Here is a 19771-nt window from a genome sequence, read left to right as displayed (position 1 = left end):
CAAGGGCCAGCAGGGCCTGTGATGTCTGGTCCAGGTCGATCAGCGCGGTGAGCACGTCGGTGCGTCCTTCATGTCAGGCTGCCTCACTCTGGTCGGGTTGAAGTGGCGGGACAAGGGCTGTCTTGGGGCGCGGCTGCACCAGCGCCAGCCCGGCCAGCATCACCGCCAACGCCGCCCAGAAATAGGGCGAATAGGTCTCGCCCAGAAACAGCATGGCCCAGGTCACGCCGAAGAGCGTCACGAAATAGCTGACCTGCACGGTGAACACGGCGCCTGCGCGCCCGACCAGCCAGACATAGGCGACATAGGCCGCCGCATGGACCAGCGCCGAGGCGATGAGGGCCAGATCGGGCGCTCCCCACGGCCCGCGCGGGTCGATGAACTGGCCGGTCACCACCGCCAGCGGCAGGGTGATCGCGGTGCCCACCAGGGATGCGCCGCAGAGCACCTGCACCGGGTCCAGACCGTTCAGGCCCCAGCGCGCCACCACGTTGCTTTCCAGCGCATAGAACAGCGACGAGATCAGAGCGATGAAGACCCAGATCACCGGCACCGAGGCGGGCAGGCTGGCCTCGGGCAGGATCAGCAGGCAGATGCCGGCAAAGCCAAGGCTGAGCCCCGCCAACCTGCGCCAGCGGAACCGCTCCAGCCCGAAGGCCAGCGCGATGGGAAAGGCCAGCATCGGGATCGAACTGAGCAGGATCGACAGCACCCCCGAGGGCAGGTGGATCGCCGCCGAATAGGACGCGATGCCGGGCAGGACCGATCCGATCAGCGCCAGCACAAGGTACAGCGTCAGGTCGCGCCTGCCAAAGCGCATGCCTTTGCCGCGCAGCACGCAGATCAGGCCAAGAACAGCCGCGCCAAGGCCCATCTGCCAGAACAGGATGCCGAAATGGCGGTACCCCTCGCTCACGATGGTCTTGGCCAGCGGCTGTGTCGCGCCCCAGGCCGCCCCCGCAAGGATCAGGACGATCAGCGGCAGGGCGCGTGTCATGTCACGGCTTTCACGGCGCGCTGGCCTGAAGCCGTCCGCCATCGCGGATCATGTGGATGGCGGTCGCCTTGCCGGTGCGGTCATCGGTTTCGACCAGCACGCCCGACAGCGTGGCCTCTCCCAGCGCGGGCTGGAACCGGCCCTTGCTCATGCCCGTCACGAAGCGGCGCATCGGTTCGACCTTGTCCATGCCGATCACCGAATTGTAGTCGCCGCACATGCCCGCATCGGTCAGGTAGCCGGTGCCGCCGGGCAGGATCTGGGCGTCGCCGGTGGGGACATGGGTGTGGGTGCCCACGACAAGGCTGGCGCGACCATCGCAGAAATGGCCCATGCCCATCTTTTCCGATGTGGCTTCGCAATGCATGTCCACGAGGACCATCTGCGCCTGACCGCCCAAGGGATGCGCGCGCAGCACCGCATCGACCGCCGAGAAGGGATCGTCGAAGGCGCGCTTCATGAACACCTGTCCCAGCACCTGAAGCACGAGGATCTTGCGCCCCCGCGCATCGGTGAAGAGGCGATGACCCCGACCGGGCGCGACCTTGGCAAAGTTCAACGGGCGCAGAACGCGGGACTCGGTCTCGATGAAGGCCAGCATGTCCTTCTGATCAAACGCGTGATCGCCCAGCGTCAGGCAATCGACGCCCGCATCCAGCAGCGCCTTGGCATGCTCACCCGACAGGCCGACGCCGCTCGAGGCGTTTTCGCCGTTCACCACGCAGAAATCCACCTTGAGCCGGTTGCGCAGGCCGCGCAACCGGTCGGTGATGGCGGCACGCCCCGCGCGGCCCATGATGTCGCCCAGAAAAAGTGTTCTCATGGACAGAGGATTAGAGCGGCATCGCGGGAAAGCAAAGGGTCAAACCGGTCGCGCGCGGCACCGAGTTTTGAAACGCGGCTTGAACCCTGCCCGACTCTCAGAACAGCGAACCCTGCTGCGGCGGTTTCGGCTTGGGTTTGGTTGCGGGTTTGGACCCTGCCGCACCCACGGTCATGCGCCCGTCGGCAAACTCGATCTCGAGCGCGGTTGCTGCTTGGGCCGCCTTCTGCGTCGTCACGACAGCTCCATCGCCCCGCACCACGGCATAGCCGCGCTTGAGCGTTTCCTTGTAGCCCAGGGTTTCGCGCAGCCGGTCCAGCGCCGTCAGCCGCGACCCCCAGTCCTTGAGCTGCGCCTGTCCCGCCCCCGAAAGACGCCGGTTCAGTGCCTCCAGCCGGTCGCGCTTGGCCGCCAGATCACGCTCGATCGGTTTGACCGACAGCCGGTCGGCACGACGCGCCAGCGCCTCGCGCTTGGTGTCGACGACGCGGGCAAGGCCGGGGGCCAGTCGTGTGGCGCTCTGGTCGAACCGCCGCCGTTGCTCGGCCAGCGCACGAGCCAGCAAGGATGGGCGCAGGGACGCGGCCGCCTCGATGAGCCGTCCGCGCCGGAGGTCCACCGATCGGGTCAGAGCACGCGGCAGGCGGTCGGCCATCAGGTCGAGCCGCTGCGTCGGGCCGGACAGCAGGCTGTCGGGCCGGGGCAGGGCGCGCGCCAGATCGCGCAGGCGCTGGTCACGGGTCTGCATCCGCTGCGACACTGCGCGGGTCATGCGCGCCTGTTGGTCCCCGACCCAGCCCAGCAGGTCAAGCCGCACCGGCACCGCGATTTCCGCCGCAGCCGTGGGAGTCGGTGCCCGCTGGTCGGACACGAAGTCGATCAGCGTCGTGTCGGTCTCGTGCCCCACGGCCGAGATCAGCGGGATCTCCGACGCCGCAGCGGCGCGCGCCACGATTTCTTCGTTGAAGCCCCAGAGGTCTTCGATGCTGCCCCCGCCACGCGCCACGATCAGCAGGTCGGGCCGGGGCAGGGAACCGCCAGGCGACAACGCATTGAACCCCGCAATCGCGCGGGCCACTTCGGGGGCGCAGGCCGCGCCCTGCACCGCCACCGGCCAGACCAGCACCTTGCGCGGAAAGCGGTCGCGCAGCCGGTGCAGGATGTCGCGGATAACCGCCCCCGAGGGTGAGGTGATCACTCCGATCACGTCCGGCAGGTAGGGCAGCCTTTGCTTGCGCGCCGGATCGAACAGACCTTCGGCGGCCAGCGCCTTCTTGCGCTTTTCCAGCATCGCCATCAGTGCGCCTTCACCGGCGACGGTCACCTCATCGACGTTGAGATTGTACTTGGACTGCCCGCCGAACGCCGTCATGCGGCCTGTGACAACCACTTCGAGCCCTTCCTCGGGCACCACCGAAAGCTGTGACACCTGACCTTTCCACGTTGTGCAGGCCAGCACCGACCGGTCATCCTTGACGTCGTAATAGAGATGCCCCGACCGCGCCGTGAACACGCGCCCCACCTCGCCGCGCACGCGGATGCGGCCGAACTGGTCCTCCAGCGTCTTCTTCACCGCGCCCGACACTTCGGACACGGAATATTCCGGCAGGTTCTGCCCCGGACGGGGATCGTCGATCAGGTCGGACACGGCTCGCCTCGCTTGCGCTTCAGTCGGACCGACCCTAGAACGCGCGCAACCGAAGGTGAAGACGGAGCGTGCGCCATGAACATTCTCATCCTTGGCAGTGGCGGGCGCGAACACGCGCTGGCCTGGGCCGCGTTGCAGAACCCCAAATGCGACAGGCTGATCGTGGCGCCCGGCAATGCGGGCATCGCGATGATTGCGGAATGTGCGTCGCTCGATATCGAGGACGGCGGCGCGGTGGTCACCTTCGCCGAGGAAAACTCGATTGATTTCATCATCATCGGCCCCGAAGCGCCCCTGGCCGCCGGGGTCGGGGACAGGCTGCGCGACGCGGGGCTCTTGGTGTTCGGCCCGTCCGCCGAGGCGGCCAGGCTGGAAGCCTCCAAGAGCTTCACCAAGGAGATCTGCGTCGCGGCGGGCGCCCCCACCGCTGCTTATGGTCACTTCATCGACGCGACCAGCGCGCGGGCCTTTGTGCGGGAGCGTGGCGCGCCCATCGTGGTCAAGGCCGACGGGCTGGCCGCTGGCAAGGGCGTGATCATCGCCGAAACCGTGGCCGAGGCCGAAGCCGCCATCGACGACATGTTCGGCGGGGCGTACGGCGGTGCGGGCACCGAGGTGGTGATCGAGGAGTTCATGACGGGCGAGGAAGCGTCGTTCTTCGTGCTGTGCGACGGCACCGACGTTTTGCCCATCGGCACCGCGCAGGACCACAAGCGCGTGGGCGAAGGCGACACCGGCCCCAACACCGGTGGCATGGGCGCCTATTCGCCCGCACCGGTGATGACGGATGCGGTCACGCAAAAGGCGATGGAGCAGATCATCAAGCCGACAATGGCCGAAATGGCACGGCGCGGCACGCCGTTTCAGGGCATCCTCTTTGCCGGTCTGATGATCGAAGACGGCCAGCCCCGGCTGGTGGAATACAATGTCCGGTTCGGCGATCCGGAGTGCCAGGTGCTGATGATGCGGCTGGGCGGGCAGGCGGTGGACCTGATGCATGCCTGCGCCGAGGGGCGTCTGGCCGAGGCCCATGTGAACTGGGCCGATGACCACGCGATGACCGTGGTGTTGGCGACAGAGGGTTATCCCGGCACTTACGAGAAGGGCAGCGTGATCGGCGGTCTGGACGGATTGCCCGAGGACAGTTTCCACATGATGTTCCATGCGGGCACGACCGAGGCAGACGGCAAGATCACCGCGACGGGTGGCCGCGTTCTGAACGCCACTGCGCGGGGCGCGACGCTGCAGGAGGCGCGCGACCGGGCCTACGGCATGGTCGATCAGGTGAACTGGCCCGAAGGGTTCTGTCGTCGTGATATCGGCTGGCGGGCCTTGAGTGACTGACGCGCTTGCCGGGTTCGCGCTTGGCTTTTCCCTGATCCTCGCGGTCGGTGCGCAGAACGCGTTTGTCCTGCGGCAGGGCCTGCTCAAGGCGCATGTCTTTGCCGTCTGTTTGATCTGTTCGGTCTCGGACCTGTTGCTGATCGTGGCGGGTGTCGCGGGGTTCGGCGCGCTGAGCGATGCGCTGCCGGGGCTCGAGGTCTTCATGCGGCTTTTCGGGGCGGCGTTCCTCGCGTGGTACGGCATCCGCACGCTGCAAGCGGCATGGCGCGGCGGGCAGACGCAAGAGATGGCACAGCCCGCCGGATCGCTGCGGGTTGCGGTTCTGACCTGCCTCGCGCTGACCTGGCTCAATCCGCATGTCTATCTGGACACAGTTGTGCTGCTCGGCGCGGTGTCTGCCCAATATGACAACACGATCGCCTTTGGGGGCGGGGCTGCGGCGGCCAGTTTCCTGTACTTCTTTGGGCTGGGCTATGGCGCACGGCTGCTTGCTCCGCTCTTTGCCAAGCCGAGGGCGTGGCAGGTCCTCGACGTGATCGTGGGCGTGACGATGCTGGCGCTGGCGGTCAAGCTGCTGCTGATGTAGGCGGCTGCATATCCGACCAAGCGCCCCCTTGCACATCCCTGCGCCTTGCGCTCCAGTATGGGCATGAAGGCACCCCCGGCAGACATCAGCGGCGGCAATCCGGTCAGAGGCATCTTCTGGATGATCGTGACAGGGCTGTGTTTTGTGGCGGTGACCGCGCTGGTCAAGACGCTGGGCGAACGCATCCCTGCAGCCGAGTCGGCCTTCCTGCGCTACGTCATCGGGTTGGTGTTCCTGATCCCGGTCTGGCGCGAATTGATGGCGATCACGCTGACCACGCGGCAGAAAAAGCTGTTCGCCCTGCGCGGCCTTGTGCATTCGCTGGGCGTGATCCTGTGGTTCTTTGCCATGACGCGCATCCCGATCGCCGAGGTGACGGCGATGAATTACCTCAACCCGGTCTATGTCTCGATCCTTGCCGTCTTCCTGTTGGGTGAACGGATGGCGCTGCGGCGGGTGCTGGCGGTGATCGCGGCGCTGATCGGGTCGCTGATCATCCTGCGGCCGGGTTTCCGAGAACTGGACCTTGGCCATATCGCGATGCTGGGCACTGCCGTTCTGTTCGCCGGCAGCTACCTGATCGCCAAGATCGTGTCGGGCGAACTCCCGGCAAGCATGGTGGTGGCGCTGCTGTCGATCACGGTGACCATCGGTCTGGCGCCCTTCGCCTTCGCGGTCTGGGTCACGCCCAGCCTTGCCGACCTTGCGGTGCTTTCTGCTGTGGCCTGTTTTGCAACGGCGGGTCACTACACCATGACGCTGGCCTTTGCGGCGGCTCCCGTGACGGTGACCCAGCCGGTGACCTTTCTGCAACTGGTGTGGTCGGTGCTTCTGGGCATGGCGTTTTTCGGTGAACCGGCGGATCCGTGGGTGATCCTTGGAGGTGGCATAATCATGGCATCGGTGATCTTCATCACATGGCGCGAGGCCCGGCTGCGCAAGTCGCACCGCACGCCGTTGGTCAATGAAACAAAGGGTTAGGGTGACCTTGCGACAAGCTGCGCCCCATTCCGGGCAGCTTTGAGCCCGCATTGTTTCGAGTCCCGCAAAAAACCGGGATTGGTTCCAAAATTGGTCACAATCCGGGACGACAAACAGGGTGGTTCACATACGAGGAGACACCCATGTTTGCCGAAACCTATACCAGCGCCGATCTTGGTGCCTTGCGCCACTTTCTCGTGGCGGAGCGTCAGAAAACACTGTCGGATGCCGAATGGAAATTCCGCATGCGCGGGTACGGATTTCACGTCAAGCGCGTCGAGGGCGGCGTGATGGTGGCGCGTATCCCCAAGAACGAGATCCTCGGCTGCGTCAAGATGTGATCCAGGGGCCGCGCCAAAGCGGCCTTTTGTCCATCTGATCCATCTCGCGCAGGGGAAAGGGCTTTGCTATGTCCGGCGCATGATGAAATATGTCGATATCCCCCCGGTCTGGCTTGCCGCGACACTTGTCGCGGCCTGGCTGCAAAAGACCCATTTTGCATACGGGCTGAGTTTCGGCCCGGTCTGGGCCGACCTTGCGGGTGGGCTTCTGGTAGGGGCGGGGCTGGTTATGGCCGCGCTCGCGGTCTACGAGATGCGTCGCCACCGCACGACGGTCATGCCGCATGAAACCCCCGATGCGCTGGTGACCAGTGGCATCTTCAAACGCTCGCGCAATCCCATCTATCTCGCTGATTCGCTGATCCTTACGGGACTGATCCTTTATTGGGATGCGGTGTTATCGCTCCCATTGATCCCGGTCTTTGTATGGTGGATCGAGAAACACTTCATTCTTGCCGAGGAAAAGCGGTTGAGGCGAAATTTTCGTGCGAATTATGCAAGATACGAGAAACAAACGCGACGTTGGCTCTAGCCCATCGTGCCCATCTGTTCTAGATCAGCGTTTCGCGGTGGGGGAGCATTGTGCGCTTTAGGTCAGCATTGTAGACCCATCGCCGGTAAACATGCCGCTACGGCACTTCGGAACGAACCATAAGGGGGACGGCTCAGGTGAAAATCGGGACGCCAAAGGAAGTGATGAAGGGTGAGGCGCGCGTTGCCATGACCCCGGATTCCGCCCGCCAGCTGCAAAAGCTTGGGTATGACTGCATCATCGAAAGCGGCGCAGGCGACGCGGCAGGTTACAATGACGCCACTTACACAGAAGCCGGCGTCGAGGTTGTCAAAACCGCCGAAGCCCTCTGGAAAGCGGCAGACGTGGTCGCCAAGGTGCGCCCGCCGACCGAAGCCGAACTGAAGAAATCGCGGGACGGCCAGTTGCTGATCTCGTTCTTCTGGCCCGCACAGAACGAAACGCTGATGAAGATGGCGGCCGATCAGGGCACATCGGTCATCGCGATGGACATGGTGCCGCGCATTTCCCGCGCCCAGAAGATGGATGCGCTGTCGTCCATGGCGAATATCGCGGGCTACCGCGCCGTGATCGAGGCGGGCAACAATTTTGGCCGCTTCTTCACCGGTCAGATCACCGCTGCGGGCAAGGTGCCCCCGGCCAAGGTTCTGGTGGTCGGTGCCGGTGTGGCGGGTCTTGCCGCCATCGGCACATCGACTTCTCTTGGTGCGATCACCTACGCCTTCGATGTGCGCCCCGAAGTGGCCGAGCAGGTCGAGAGCATGGGCGCGGAATTCGTCTTCCTCGATTTCGAGGAAGAGCAGCAGGACGGTGCCAAGACCGGCGGTTATGCCTCTGTGTCCTCACCGGAATTCACCGCAGCCCAGCTTGCCAAGTTCCGCGAACTGGCCCCCGATATCGACATCGTGATCACCACGGCGCTGATCCCGAACCGCGAAGCGCCCGAGCTTTGGACCAAGGACATGGTCGAGGCGATGAAGCCCGGATCGGTGATCATCGACCTTGCTGCCGAAAAGGGCGGCAACTGCAAGCTGACCGTGATGGACGAGAAGATCGTCACCGACAACGGTGTCACGATCATCGGCTACACCGACTTCCCGTCGCGGATGGCCACGCAGTCGTCCAACCTCTACGCCACCAACATCCGTCACATGCTGACCGACCTGACGCCGGGAAAAGACGGCAAGGTCGTGCACAACATGGAAGACGACGTGATCCGTGGCGCGACCATCGCGCATGAAAAGGCCGTGACCTTCCCGCCACCCCCGCCAAAGGTGAACGCGATTGCCGCCAAGCCCAAGGAAAAGGTCAAGGAACTGACGCCCGAGGAAAAGCGCGCCAACGAAGTGGCGGCGTTCAAGGCGCAGACCAAGCAGCAGGTCACCCTGCTGGGCATCGGGGCCGCTCTGGTTCTGGCGGTCGGTCTGGTTGCTCCTGCCAGTTTCATGCAGCACTTCATCGTGTTCCTGCTGTCGGTCTTCATCGGCTTCCAGGTGATCTGGAATGTGGCGCATTCGCTGCACACACCGCTGATGGCCGTCACCAACGCGATCTCGTCCATCGTGATCCTCGGCGCGCTGATCCAGATCGGGTCCAGTTCGATGCTGATCACGCTTCTGGCGGCGCTGGGTATCTTCATGGCCTCGATCAACATTTTCGGCGGCTTCCTCGTGACACGGCGCATGCTCGCCATGTTCCAGAAATCCTAAGAGGGCAGGCACCATGGAATACGGATTCACCATCGCGGCCTATGCGGTCGCAGCGGTTCTCTTCATCCTGTCGCTGGGCGGTCTGAGCGGTCAGGAAAGCGCCAAGCGCGCGGTCTGGTACGGCATTGTCGGCATGGCCATCGCTATTGTCGGCACATTGATCGGACCGGGGCAGGGGCTGTTCGTCGCCTCTCTCGTGCTGATCGCACTGGGTGCGGGCGTCGGCTATCAACTGGCCACGCGCGTTCAGATGACCCAGATGCCCGAGCTTGTCGCCATCATGCACAGCCTCGTCGGTCTTGCGGCGGTATTCGTGGGCTTCAACGCCGACATCATGATCAACGACATTGCGGCGATCTACGAGGCCAACAACCTTGTCATGGGTGCCGTTTCAGACGACGGCTACAGCGCCATTGGCCTGCCGAAAGAGGTCTATGACGGTCTGTCGTCCTTTGGCCAACTGATCGCCAAGAAAACATCGGTCGAGATCAACATCCTCAAGGTCGAACTGGTGCTTGGCATCTGGATCGGTGCCGTGACCTTCACGGGCTCGGTCATCGCCTATGGCAAGCTGGCGGGCAAGGTCGACACCGGCGCGAACAAGCTGCCGGGCGGTCACATGCTCAATGCCGGTGCGGCGGCCCTGTCGCTGCTGCTGGCGGCGATGTATCTGGGCGGTGCAGGAAGCTGGACACTGGTTCTGCTGACCGTGCTGGCGCTGTTCATCGGCTACCACCTGATCATGGGCATCGGCGGGGCCGACATGCCGGTCGTGGTCTCCATGCTCAATAGCTATTCCGGCTGGGCGGCTGCGGCCATCGGCTTCAGCCTTGGCAATGACCTGTTGATCGTGGTCGGCGCGCTTGTCGGTTCGTCCGGTGCGATCCTGTCCTACATCATGTGCAAGGCGATGAACCGGTCGTTCATCAGCGTGATCCTGGGCGGCTTCGGTGGCCCGGCAGGCGAGCAGATGGCCGTGGAAGGCGAACAGATCGCCATCGACGCAGACGGCGTTGCCAACGCTCTGGATGAGGCGGACAGCGTCATCATCATTCCGGGCTACGGCATGGCGGTGGCACAGGCGCAGCAGAACGTGGCCGAACTGACCCGCCGCCTGCGCGCCAAGGGCAAGTCCGTGCGCTTTGCGATCCACCCGGTTGCCGGGCGTCTGCCCGGTCACATGAACGTGCTTCTGGCCGAGGCCAAGGTGCCCTACGACATCGTGCTCGAGATGGACGAGATCAACGACGACTTCCCGAACACGGATGTCGCCATCGTCATCGGCTCGAACGACATCGTGAACCCGGCCGCTCAGGACGACCCCAACAGCCCCATCGCCGGCATGCCGGTTCTGGAATGCTGGAAGGCCAAGCAGGTCTTCGTGTCCAAGCGCGGGCAGGGTACCGGCTATTCGGGCATCGAGAACCCGCTGTTCTTCAAGGACAACACGCGGATGTTCTACGGGGACGCCAAGAAGTCGCTCGAGGATCTGCTGACGCGCATCAGCTGATCTCGATCCGAAAACAAGAAAGGCCCCGTCCTTGGCGGGGCCTTTTCATTCCGGGGCTACATGGCCGCTTATTGTGACGTGACTAGGTAAAACCGGGCTTTGTCGGCAACCCCAGTTTCTTGAGCGTCATGACGACCGGGCACATGCCGGTGAAGGAGGCCTGGATCAGATGCGCCCCCATGATCCCGGTGAGCCAAAGCCAGTTCGGGCTGTGAAACGCGGCAAGCAACGCGCTGCCCAGAACGATGATACCAACAATCAGAAGAATTGAGCGTTCGACGGTCATGGATAATCCTCCGTTTTTTCAATGCCAGCTATGAACCTCCGCCAAAGCCGGCCTGACAAGGATTTTTTGCGGTCAGCCCAGCTTTTCTTCGAAATCCCCAATCCAGGCGTCCATCTTTGCATCAAGCGCGTCCCAGTCGGTATATTCGATGGCGTGCCCCGGATCGGCCTCCGGGTCCTTTGCGGCGATGATGCGGCGCATGATGAAGCGGCGGAACACGTCGTATTGCGCGGGCGTATACGCTCCTGCCACCTGCACCACCTTGCCGGGGGTCCAACCCGTCGCCTTGGTGAAATCTGACAGGATGTGGTCCAGCCCGCGCCAATCTTCGGCGTCATGACCGGCTGCCGCAAGTGACACTGACAGCATCAGCGTCGGCATGGTGTTGAGCGCTTCTGCATGGTCTGCCGCGAACTCCGACAGCACCCTCTGGTACTGCCCGGCATGCAGCGATCCGCCCAGAACGGCCCGGTCGAACCTCGCCAGATCGACGGGTCCCGCCTCGCCAAGAGCGCTTAACTCGACGCTGTGGCCCTGATCGACAAGGCGATCCGCGATGTGCCGCGCGATCTTGCGCGTTTGCCCTTCCGAACTTGCATAGCCGATGAACAGTTTCATGATCCGCTCCGTTGCTGCCGATGTGTCACAGCAGAAACACCCCGCTGGACGCAGCGATCATGGGCCACCCCGAAACAGCGCGCGTTGATACAGCGCAAAAACTGTTTCAGATCATTGAACTGGAAGTGTTTTCCATCCCGCCTGTTGCGCGGGCATCCTGCGCAGCGCTGCGGCAGGTGGCGCAATGCATACTGTTGAATACTGGTAAAATACTGAAAATTCAGGAAATTTTCTTTACTTGGCGAAATGTCAGGCCTAAGTGAATCCAAAATCTGAAAGACCGACCCATGGCACCCATCGAAGATCATCCGCTGCGCTATGCGCTTTCGAACGAACTCCACGCCCGACCGTTCCCGTCGCTCGAAGCGCCCTGTCGCGCGGTGTATCTTGCGCTGAAAAAGCCCAAGGCGGCGGCTGCGCGGGACAAGACGCTGGATCTTGACCACCTCAAGGCGCTGCTGGATCGCTACGGCACCACACATCCGCAGCCGGGTGCCACGCATTTTTCCGGCCAGATCGGCCAGCACACGCTGAAATGGGAACAGCACACCGAATTCGTGACCTATACGGTGTTTATCAACGGCATGTCCGACCGGCCCTTCGATCCGGCGGATATGGACGTGTTTCCCGAACCGTGGCTGGCCTCGGCCCCCGGCGTGCGTATCACCTCGGCGCTGATCCGTGTCGAGGACCGTCCGGACGAGGCGACGATTTCGCAAAACCTGTCCGACTGGTTCGTCCCCGAAAGCCTCGCGGTCAGCCGCGTGCTCGATGACGACGCCATCGTGGCGGGGGATTTCCGCATCGATCCGGCGGGTCATCTGCGCTTTGGCTGCTTCGTCAGCAAAGGTATCGGCCGCCGTCGCGTGGGGCGCATCGTGCAACGGCTCTGCGAGATCGAGACCTACAAGACCATGTCCATGCTGGGCTTCACCCGCGTGCGCGAAATGGGCTCGCGGATGGGCGAGATCGACAATGAACTGAACCGCTTGATGGCGGCGATGACCCATGGCGACGGGCAGGAAGAGGACCGTCTGAAATCGCTTCTGTCGGTGTCGGCCGAGCTGGAAAGCCTGTCTGCGCAGACCTCGTTCCGTTTTGGCGCGACCGGCGCCTACGAAGCCATTGTCGAACAGCGTGTGTCGGTGTTGCGCGAAGAGCGGTTTCAGGGCCGTCAGACCTTTGCCGAATTCATGACGCGCCGCTACGATCCGGCAATGCGCACGGTGAAATCCGCTGAACGGCGCCTGTCGGCGATGGCCGCGCGGGCGGTGCGCGCCGGTGACCTGCTGCGCACGCGGGTCGAGGTGGCGCGCTCGGCGCAGAACCAGCAACTGCTCGAAAGCATGAACCAGCGCGCTGACATGCAGCTGCGTCTGCAAAAGACCGTCGAAGGTCTGTCTGTGGTGGCGATCAGCTATTACGCCGTGTCGCTGGCGGGATACCTGCTTTACCCGGTTGCCGATCTGCTTGGCATCACCAAGGGGGCGGTGACGGCCGTGGCGACGGTGCCCGTGGTGCTGCTCGTCTGGTTTGCCGTGCGTCGCATCCGTCGCGTGGTCGAACAGGGCGGACCGGATCTCTGATCTTTGCCAATCGGCAAATTCATGGGTCGTTTCCGTCAATGGACGCCTTGACTAGCGCTGATGCACGACCTCGGTCTGCGCGCCAAGCGAAGTGGCCAGAGACAGAAACCGGGCCTCGGCCACTTCGCCATACAGCGGGGCCGAGGCGCGTGTCAGCTTGAGCCGCAGCAATTTCTTGCGCGGCCGCCATTCAAGCGCGGTGCCGTCCGCGCTGGCATCCGACATCCACAGCATCGACCCGAACCGCAGCGCCTTGCCCAGCACTTCGGCCTCTTGGGTCGCCCGTTCGGAAAGCAGCCCCTCCAGTTCCTCGAACCGCGTGCCTTCGCGCTTGTTCTTGTAGCGGTGCAGCAGGGCCAGCCCGAGGAACACGCGTTCGGCATGCTTGAGCCCGCCGAGATTGGCGCGTGTGGCGTTGTCGAAACAGGTCTCCGCACGGTAATCGGGATGGGCGCGCCAGCTCACGTCATGCAGCAGGCAGGCGGCCTTGATCAGCCGCATCCGCGCCGGGTCCGCACCGGAGAACAGCGGCGTGACAAAGCGGAACAGTTTCTTGCCGAACCCCGGCAGGCGCGCATCCTTGGCTTCGGCAAAGCGGCAGGCCTCGATCAGCGGATCGCGGTCGCGCAGTTCCTGCGGCATCTGTTCGTAAAGCAGCCCCTCGCGGATGCCATAGCTGGAGATCGCGATGTCCTTGGGTTTGAACGTCTGCACCAGCCGCTTGAGAACGTCGACCGCGTAGGGCACCAGTTCCATGCGCGCGTTGGACACGCCGCAGGCCTGACGCAGTTCTTCCAGATCGCAGGATTTGATGAACTTCACGGTCTGGTTCACCGCTTTCTTGTCCATCCGGTATTCGTGCAGCACGTGCAGCGGGTAGTTCCGCCGGTGCATGTCGATCCGCGCAATCGCGCGCCAGGATCCGCCGACAAGGAACAGCCGGTCGCGCTGTGGTCCCATATGGGTGGCCAGTTTGGCCATCACGTCCTTGATGTACTGGTCACGACCTTTCTGACCGCCCTTGAGGTCGCGCAGCTTGAGCGGCCCGAGGTTGGAGCTGATCCGGCGTCCGACACGGCCCCCCGAGATCTCGGCCAGTTCCATCGACGACCCGCCGATGTCGCAGACCAGCCCGTAGCTGCCCGGCCAGCCCAGCAGCACGCCCTGTGCCGAAAGCCGCGCCTCTTCGTCGCCACCGATCACCCAGATCCGCAAGCCGGTTTCCCGCAGCACGTCTTCCAGAAAGTCGGGCCCGTCCTCGGCCTCGCGCACTGCCGCCGTCGCCACGACGCTGAGCGGCGGCAGGTTCATGCCTTGGGCCAAGGCCTGAAACCGCTTGAGCGCCTGCAAGGCGCGGTGGCGCCCTTCGGGGTTCAGGCGCCCGGTTTCGGACATGCCGGCGCCCAGGGCGCACATCAGTTTTTCGTTGTAGAAATAGGCTGGAGACCGCGCCGCACCGTCGAACACCACGAGCCGCACCGAGTTCGACCCGATGTCGATCACCCCCACCCGCGACAATGCACGCGCCTGCGGATCGGCGAACAGGGGGCGCCCGAACGGGGCGGACGGGTCGTGATCGGAGTCGATGGTTCCGTCCATGGGGCCTCCCGGTCAAGGTCGCGGGCACCGTGTCAAAGAGGGGGCGGAAGGTCAAGAAAACTCGATGCGTGATCTTGGCTTTCTCAGGGGCAAAGCGATGGGACGTAGGGGCAATCAAAGCCTTTCCGAGCAAATGATTATGCGCCATGCTGGGGCGTGTGAAACGAGGGTGTCGCAAGGAGGACCGGATGCGTATTGCCACCATGGCCACGGGCGGGATAGGCGGGTTTCTGGCCGTCAAGCTGGCCCTTGCAGGTCACAGCGTCGCGACGATCGCGCGGGGGGCGCATCTTGCCGCGATCCGCGAAAATGGTCTGCGGCTGGACAGTGCTACGGGGTCCGAGACCGCCCATCCCGACATCGCCACCGACCGGCCCGAAGACGTGGGCCCCGTTGATGCCGTCCTCTTTGGCGTCAAGGGCGATGCGCTTGAAGACGCGGCGCGGGCCTGTCTGCCGATGCTCGGGCCGGAGACCCTCGTGGTGCCGTTCCTGAACGGGGTCGAAGCGTCCGACCGGCTGATCCGCATCCTGCCGGAGCACAATGTCGGCAATGGCGTGGCGCGGGTCTCGACCACCATTTTCACCCCCGGTGTCATCACCCAGACCGGCGCGTTCCATTCCTTCATCTTTGCCGAACGCGACAGCCGCCCGTCTGCACGGGTCGACGCGCTGCGTGCGGCGATCAACGATGCGGGGTCTTCCGCGCCCCAGACCGACGATGTCGTCAAGGAGCTGTGGTCGAAATTCGTTCTGTTTTCAGCGCTGTCCGGTGTGACGGCGGCTGGGCGCTGCACGGTGGGGGAGCTGCGCGACACGCCCGAACTGGAGGCGCTGTTCAAACGCGCGCTGTCAGAGACTGCCGGGATCGGCCGGGCGCTCGGCGTGGCGCTGGATGACGACATCGAAGAGCAGGTCTGGGCCAGCATGCTGTCCTTCCCGGCGCAAGGTCGGGCCTCGACGGCGATCGACATCGAACATGGTCGCCCGCTCGAGATCGACTGGGTGTCGGGGGCGGCAGCACGGCTGGCGGCACAGGCGGGTGTCGATGCCCCTGTCAATGCCGCGCTTTATGCGATCCTCTTGCCCCACAAACAGGGGCGTTGATCTTCAGCCCTGGTCCTCGGTGTGCGTCAGCTTGGGCACGTCTGATGCGCCTGCCGATCCGCGGCCCGACAGCGACGGGTTCTCCATGAAGAAGCGGTGGCAGTTGAAGGCGAAATCGCCCTCGTCCCATGTGGCGCGGACAAACCGGCCATCGGGCTGCATCACCCAGCTTTGCGCCACGTCGGCGAGGTTGGCGGCCATGATCTGGCTGACGATCTGCGCCTTGACGGTTGCGTTCTCGATCTCGACCAGCGTTTCCACGCGGCGGGTCAGGTTGCGGCCCATCCAGTCCGCCGAGGACATGAAGACCCGTGATTTCTTGTGCGGCAGCCCGTAGCCATTGCCGAAGCACGCGATGCGCGAATGTTCGAGGAACCGCCCGACGATGGATTTGACGCGGATGTTCTCGCTCAGTCCCTTGACGCCCGGACGCACGCCGCAGATGCCGCGGATGATGCAGTCGATCTTCACCCCGGCCTGACTGGCTGCATAGAGCGCGTCGATCATGTCGGGCTCGATCAGCGAATTCATCTTGATCCAGATCTGAGCCGGTTTGCCCGCGCGGGCGTGGGCGGCCTCTGCGGCGATCATTTCGAGCATCTTGGGCTTGAGCGAATGCGGCGAGATGCTGAGGTTTTCCAGCCCGTCCGGCAGCGCATAGCCCGAGAGGTAGTTGAACACCTTGGTCGCATCGCGCCCGAGGGCTGCGTCACAGGTGAAAAAGCTCAGATCGGTGTAGATGGTTGCGGTGATCGGGTGGTAGTTGCCGGTGCCGTAATGGGTATAGGTGACCAGCTTTTCACCTTCGCGGCGCACCACGACCGAGATCTTGGCGTGGGTTTTCCAGTCCAGGAACCCGTAAACCACATGCGCGCCCGCCCGTTCCAGCCTGCGCGACTGGCGGATATTGGCGGCCTCGTCAAAACGGGCCTTCAGCTCGACCAGCGCGGTGACGGATTTGCCATCCTCGGCGGCTTCGCACAGAGCGGCCACGATGGGCGACTGGCGCGAGGTGCGGTAGAGCGTTTGCTTGATCGCCACCACATCGGGGTCGCGGGCGGCCTGCGACAGGAACCGCACCACCATATCGAAGGTCTCGTAGGGGTGGTGCAGCAGCATGTCCTTCTGCTTGATCGCTTCGAACATGTCGCCGTCGAAATCCTGCACCCGTTCGGGCACGCGCGGCGTGAATAGGGGCCAGAGCAGGTCAGGACGGCTGTCGAGCACCAGTTCCTTGAGATCGGCGGCACCGATCATGCCGTTCAGTTCGATCACATCGTCTTCGCGCACCCGCAATTCGCGCATCACGGTCCCGCGCAGGGCATCGGGCGCTCCACTGGTGATGGTCAGACGCACGACTTCACCCCGGCGGCGCCGCTTCAGCGCAACTTCGAATTCGCGCACGAGGTCTTCGGCCTCTTCCTCGACCTCGATATCGCTGTCGCGCAGCACCCGGAAGCCGAAATGGTCGCGCAGCTTGTAGCCGGGAAACAGCCGGTCGAAATGCAAGAGCAGCACGTCTTCGAGAAACAGGAACCGGCGCGCGCCGTCTTCGGGTGGCAGCGCCACGAAACGCGCGACCTGAGCCGGGATCGGCAAGAGCGCCTGCAACCCGGTCCGGTCCTTGCGCCGCTCCAGCTGAAGGGCGAGGCAATAGCCGTTGTTGGCGATGAACGGGAACGGGTGGGCCGGGTCGATGGCCAGCGGCGACAGGACCGGGAAGACCTGATTCAGGAATACGTCTTCGAGGTAGGCCAGATCCGGGTCGCTCAGCCCCTCCCGCGAGACGATGGAAATGCCCTCGGCCTCCATCTTGCTGCGCAGATCGGCCAGCACGCGCTGCTGCGACGCCATCAGCTTGCGCGCGTCCTCGTTGATCAGCACCAGCTGTTCCGCCGGGGTCAGACCGTCATCGGCGGGTGTCACGTTGCCCGCCTGCGCCAGTTCGCGCAGACCGGCCACGCGCACGGTGTAGAATTCGTCAAGATTGGCAGCCGAGATCGAGACGAAACGCAGCCGTTCGAGCAGAGGCACGCGCGGATTCTCGGCCTCTTCAAGTACACGCCAGTTGAAGCCCAGCCACGACATCTCGCGGTTGAAGAAACGACCGGGGCCGGTCATGTCCAGATCGGCAAGAACCGTCGGGTCGGGCAGGGGGGCGTTGAGGAAATCGGCGCTGTTCATGGGGGTCCTTTAGCGGTGGCGCGTGACAGTTTGGTGACACCTTGCCTCGGGGCATCACCCTAAACCACTAGTTTGACGCCGTTTCTTCGTGGAATTCAAGGTCGGCCAGCGCTGTCCGGGCCAGCATGCGCGTCACACCCTTGGGGGTTCCCAGTGCCTCGGTGTCCAGATGCGCAACGACCTGACCTGCCGCCTCGAAAGTTCGCGGCATCCAGCGCACGAGATAGGGAATCACATCCGGCATCGGCACGATCTGGCGGTCGGCGAACAGCTTGGCCAGAACGGCTGACAGCAGGATATCGTCCGGCGTGGCCATCTTTGCCACTGTCGTGCCCTCCATGCGGCTGGCCAGATCGGGCAGGCGGATCGCCCATGCCGACGGGGGCCGGGGGGCGGTCAGCAGCATCGAATGGCCATTGGCCAGCAACAGGTTGTGCAGGTGGAACAGCGCCTCTTCGGCAGCGGTGTCGCCCGCGATCTGTTCCACGTCCTCGACGCAGATCGGACTCTCGGCCAGGGACGGCACGTCCGCAGAGGCGATATCCTGTGCCGCGATGATCTGCGCTCCGGTGTCGGTGCACCAGACATGCGCAAGATGCGTCTTGCCGGACCCGTGAGGGCCGACCAGTACCATCTTGCTGTTGGGCCAGTTTGGCCATGTGTCCACCAGCCCCAGCGCCACGGCATTGCTGTGGGTAACATAAAAGTCCCCGCGCCCCAGCGCGGTGCGCGCCGGAATGTCGAATTTCATCTGAAGGGCCATCTATTCCGTGTCCCGGTCGCTCAGACCGCGGTAGAGGCGGCTGTGAAGATATCGGTCTGCCGCAAAGCGGGTGACCACGCCGATCGACGCGGCGACCGGCACCGCGACAAGCATGCCGACAAAGCCGAACAATGTGCCGAAGATTGACAGCGCGAGGATGAGCCAAACGGGGTGCAGCCCCACCGAGGATCCCACCAGCTTGGGCGTGAGCACATTGCCTTCGATCACCTGACCCAGAACGAACACGCCCGCCACAAGTCCGATGGTCAGCCAGTCGCCCCAGAACTGGAACAGCGCCAGCCCGATGGCCAGCGCCCCGCCGATCAGCGCGCCCAGGTAGGGGATGAAGGTCACAAGCCCCGCGACGAACCCGACCACGAGACCGAATTGCAGCCCGATCACCATCAGCGCCACGGCGTAATAGGTGCCGAGGATGATGCAGACCGTGCCCATGCCGCGGATGAAGCTGGCCAGCGTCTTGTCGATATCGGCGGCCAGCTTGCGGATGGTGGGCGCATGATCACGCGGCAGCAGCTCGTCGACGCGGGCGACCATGTTGTCCCAGTCCAGCAGCAGATAGACCGCCACAACCGGCACGATCACGAAGAGCATGATGATGTTGATGATCCCGGCCGCCGAACTGAGCACGGTGTTCAGCAATTCGCCGCCGCGCGACTGTATGGTCTCGCCGACCGTGATCAGCGATTGCCGCAGCGGGCTTCCGGTGTCCATGATTTCAGGAAACCGTTCGATCAGGAAATCCCGCAGATTGCCAAAGAGGGTAGGTGCCACGTCAAAGAGATCCAGCGCCTGATCGATCAGCGACGGGATCACCAGCAGAAGCAGCACCACGAAGGCCACGATCCCAAAAATGGTGATAACCGCAGTGGCCATGACACGGCTGAAGCCAAGACGTTCCAGACGGTCGGCAACCGGATCGAGGAAATAGGCAATCGCGCCGCCCAGCACGAAGGGCAGAAGGACGTCGCCAAGGAACCAGAGCACCACCACAAGGACTGCAGCGGCAATGCCCCAATATTTCACCTGTTCCCGCGCGGGAAGTGCCATGTCATGCGCCCCTGTGATCTTGACCCTACATCGCCTGTCCGTTGCGGGGTTTCAAGAGGAAGGCGCACCGGCCATGATGCGTCGTCGCAT

The 19771-nt window shown here is 63.8% G+C and carries 19 protein-coding genes; 10 read left to right on the top strand and 9 right to left on the bottom strand.

The genetic code is table 11. The features are described from left to right. Window positions 1-73 precede the first annotated feature (73 nt). From IEV82_RS10490 to xseA, 3 genes are all read right to left on the bottom strand, one after another. Window positions 74-997 carry a DMT family transporter gene (locus tag IEV82_RS10490; RefSeq protein ID WP_188481983.1) on the bottom strand — a complete coding sequence of 308 codons (924 nt, stop codon included), beginning with the start codon at window positions 995-997 and terminating at the stop codon, window positions 74-76. Between the two features lie 10 nt (window positions 998-1007). Further along, window positions 1008-1820: a TIGR00282 family metallophosphoesterase gene (locus IEV82_RS10485; protein ID WP_188481982.1), complete on the bottom strand. Its 813-nt coding sequence runs from the start codon at window positions 1818-1820 to the stop codon at window positions 1008-1010. A gap of 97 nt (window positions 1821-1917) precedes the next feature. Next, window positions 1918-3468, bottom strand: coding sequence for an exodeoxyribonuclease VII large subunit (gene xseA / locus IEV82_RS10480; RefSeq protein ID WP_188481981.1), 1551 nt, complete (start codon window positions 3466-3468; stop codon window positions 1918-1920). Window positions 3469-3543: 75 nt separating this feature from the next. Between xseA and purD the strand changes: the two genes are divergently transcribed. The 7 genes from purD to IEV82_RS10445 all read left to right on the top strand — a co-directional run bounded on the left by purD (window position 3544) and on the right by IEV82_RS10445 (window position 10471). Further along, a complete protein-coding gene (purD, locus tag IEV82_RS10475; protein WP_188481980.1) occupies window positions 3544-4812 on the top strand; it encodes a phosphoribosylamine--glycine ligase in 1269 nt (422 codons plus the stop codon). After that, window positions 4805-5398, top strand: a complete 594-nt coding sequence (locus IEV82_RS10470) for a LysE/ArgO family amino acid transporter (protein WP_188481979.1) — start codon at window positions 4805-4807, stop codon at window positions 5396-5398. The genes purD and IEV82_RS10470 overlap by 8 nt, the downstream gene beginning before the upstream one ends. A 63-nt stretch (window positions 5399-5461) precedes the next feature. Next, on the top strand, window positions 5462-6379 hold the full coding sequence (locus IEV82_RS10465; protein ID WP_229747753.1) for a DMT family transporter: 918 nt from the start codon (window positions 5462-5464) through the stop codon (window positions 6377-6379). A gap of 143 nt (window positions 6380-6522) precedes the next feature. Beyond that, complete coding sequence (locus IEV82_RS10460; protein ID WP_188481978.1) at window positions 6523-6720, top strand: hypothetical protein; 198 nt, start codon at window positions 6523-6525, stop codon at window positions 6718-6720. 79 nt (window positions 6721-6799) lie between these two features. Next, complete coding sequence (locus IEV82_RS10455; RefSeq protein ID WP_188481977.1) at window positions 6800-7252, top strand: methyltransferase family protein; 453 nt, start codon at window positions 6800-6802, stop codon at window positions 7250-7252. A gap of 137 nt (window positions 7253-7389) precedes the next feature. Further along, on the top strand, window positions 7390-8961 hold the full coding sequence (locus IEV82_RS10450; RefSeq protein ID WP_188481976.1) for a Re/Si-specific NAD(P)(+) transhydrogenase subunit alpha: 1572 nt from the start codon (window positions 7390-7392) through the stop codon (window positions 8959-8961). A 13-nt stretch (window positions 8962-8974) separates the two neighbouring features. After that, window positions 8975-10471, top strand: coding sequence for an NAD(P)(+) transhydrogenase (Re/Si-specific) subunit beta (locus IEV82_RS10445; RefSeq protein ID WP_188481975.1), 1497 nt, complete (start codon window positions 8975-8977; stop codon window positions 10469-10471). An 82-nt stretch (window positions 10472-10553) separates the two neighbouring features. Here the strand turns inward: IEV82_RS10445 and IEV82_RS10440 are convergent, their stop codons facing one another. Together IEV82_RS10440 and IEV82_RS10435 are read right to left on the bottom strand one after the other, a co-directional pair. Continuing rightward, a complete protein-coding gene (locus IEV82_RS10440) occupies window positions 10554-10757 on the bottom strand; it encodes a YgaP family membrane protein (RefSeq protein WP_188481974.1) in 204 nt (67 codons plus the stop codon). Between the two features lie 72 nt (window positions 10758-10829). After that, window positions 10830-11375, bottom strand: coding sequence for a flavodoxin domain-containing protein (locus IEV82_RS10435; RefSeq protein WP_188481973.1), 546 nt, complete (start codon window positions 11373-11375; stop codon window positions 10830-10832). Window positions 11376-11434: 59 nt separating this feature from the next. Here IEV82_RS10435 and IEV82_RS10430 point away from each other — a divergent pair, with 59 nt between their 5' ends. Both IEV82_RS10430 and IEV82_RS10425 read left to right on the top strand, forming a co-directional pair. Next, window positions 11435-11638 carry a hypothetical protein gene (locus tag IEV82_RS10430; protein WP_188481972.1) on the top strand — a complete coding sequence of 68 codons (204 nt, stop codon included), beginning with the start codon at window positions 11435-11437 and terminating at the stop codon, window positions 11636-11638. A 24-nt stretch (window positions 11639-11662) separates the two neighbouring features. Next, window positions 11663-12961, top strand: coding sequence for a DUF3422 family protein (locus tag IEV82_RS10425; RefSeq protein WP_188481971.1), 1299 nt, complete (start codon window positions 11663-11665; stop codon window positions 12959-12961). A gap of 51 nt (window positions 12962-13012) precedes the next feature. Here IEV82_RS10425 and IEV82_RS10420 read toward each other — a convergent pair whose 3' ends face one another. Continuing rightward, window positions 13013-14560 (bottom strand): Ppx/GppA family phosphatase, encoded by a 1548-nt coding sequence (locus IEV82_RS10420; RefSeq protein ID WP_188481970.1) that lies wholly within the window; start codon window positions 14558-14560, stop codon window positions 13013-13015. A gap of 188 nt (window positions 14561-14748) precedes the next feature. Here IEV82_RS10420 and IEV82_RS10415 point away from each other — a divergent pair, with 188 nt between their 5' ends. Beyond that, window positions 14749-15666 carry a ketopantoate reductase family protein gene (locus IEV82_RS10415; RefSeq protein ID WP_188481969.1) on the top strand — a complete coding sequence of 306 codons (918 nt, stop codon included), beginning with the start codon at window positions 14749-14751 and terminating at the stop codon, window positions 15664-15666. A 3-nt stretch (window positions 15667-15669) separates the two neighbouring features. Here the strand turns inward: IEV82_RS10415 and IEV82_RS10410 are convergent, their stop codons facing one another. The 3 genes from IEV82_RS10410 to IEV82_RS10400 form a co-directional block, all read right to left on the bottom strand. Continuing rightward, entirely contained in the window at window positions 15670-17850 is a 2181-nt protein-coding gene (locus tag IEV82_RS10410) for an RNA degradosome polyphosphate kinase (RefSeq protein WP_188481968.1), read from the bottom strand. Window positions 17851-17917: 67 nt separating this feature from the next. Further along, window positions 17918-18613, bottom strand: coding sequence for a P-loop NTPase family protein (locus IEV82_RS10405; RefSeq protein ID WP_188481967.1), 696 nt, complete (start codon window positions 18611-18613; stop codon window positions 17918-17920). Then, entirely contained in the window at window positions 18614-19681 is a 1068-nt protein-coding gene (locus tag IEV82_RS10400; protein ID WP_188481966.1) for an AI-2E family transporter, read from the bottom strand. Window positions 19682-19771 lie beyond the last annotated feature (90 nt).

The sequence above is a fragment of the Marivita lacus genome, assembly GCF_014637725.1.
Lineage (GTDB): Bacteria > Pseudomonadota > Alphaproteobacteria > Rhodobacterales > Rhodobacteraceae > Marivita > Marivita lacus.
This window is presented reverse-complemented; position numbering and strand designations above follow the sequence as displayed.

Coding starts and splice junctions, on each gene's coding strand:
- IEV82_RS10435 (WP_188481973.1), bottom strand. CDS start 11,375: ATGAAACTGTTCATCGGCTATGCAAGTTCGGAAGGGCAAACGCGCAAG.
- IEV82_RS10415 (WP_188481969.1), top strand. CDS start 14,749: ATGCGTATTGCCACCATGGCCACGGGCGGGATAGGCGGGTTTCTGGCC.
- IEV82_RS10410 (WP_188481968.1), bottom strand. CDS start 17,850: ATGAACAGCGCCGATTTCCTCAACGCCCCCCTGCCCGACCCGACGGTT.
- purD (WP_188481980.1), top strand. CDS start 3,544: ATGAACATTCTCATCCTTGGCAGTGGCGGGCGCGAACACGCGCTGGCC.
- IEV82_RS10405 (WP_188481967.1), bottom strand. CDS start 18,613: ATGGCCCTTCAGATGAAATTCGACATTCCGGCGCGCACCGCGCTGGGG.
- IEV82_RS10460 (WP_188481978.1), top strand. CDS start 6,523: ATGTTTGCCGAAACCTATACCAGCGCCGATCTTGGTGCCTTGCGCCAC.
- IEV82_RS10455 (WP_188481977.1), top strand. CDS start 6,800: ATGATGAAATATGTCGATATCCCCCCGGTCTGGCTTGCCGCGACACTT.
- IEV82_RS10445 (WP_188481975.1), top strand. CDS start 8,975: ATGGAATACGGATTCACCATCGCGGCCTATGCGGTCGCAGCGGTTCTC.
- IEV82_RS10430 (WP_188481972.1), top strand. CDS start 11,435: ATGGGCCACCCCGAAACAGCGCGCGTTGATACAGCGCAAAAACTGTTT.
- IEV82_RS10485 (WP_188481982.1), bottom strand. CDS start 1,820: ATGAGAACACTTTTTCTGGGCGACATCATGGGCCGCGCGGGGCGTGCC.
- IEV82_RS10440 (WP_188481974.1), bottom strand. CDS start 10,757: ATGACCGTCGAACGCTCAATTCTTCTGATTGTTGGTATCATCGTTCTG.
- IEV82_RS10465 (WP_229747753.1), top strand. CDS start 5,462: ATGAAGGCACCCCCGGCAGACATCAGCGGCGGCAATCCGGTCAGAGGC.
- IEV82_RS10420 (WP_188481970.1), bottom strand. CDS start 14,560: ATGGACGGAACCATCGACTCCGATCACGACCCGTCCGCCCCGTTCGGG.
- IEV82_RS10400 (WP_188481966.1), bottom strand. CDS start 19,681: ATGGCACTTCCCGCGCGGGAACAGGTGAAATATTGGGGCATTGCCGCT.
- IEV82_RS10425 (WP_188481971.1), top strand. CDS start 11,663: ATGGCACCCATCGAAGATCATCCGCTGCGCTATGCGCTTTCGAACGAA.
- IEV82_RS10490 (WP_188481983.1), bottom strand. CDS start 997: ATGACACGCGCCCTGCCGCTGATCGTCCTGATCCTTGCGGGGGCGGCC.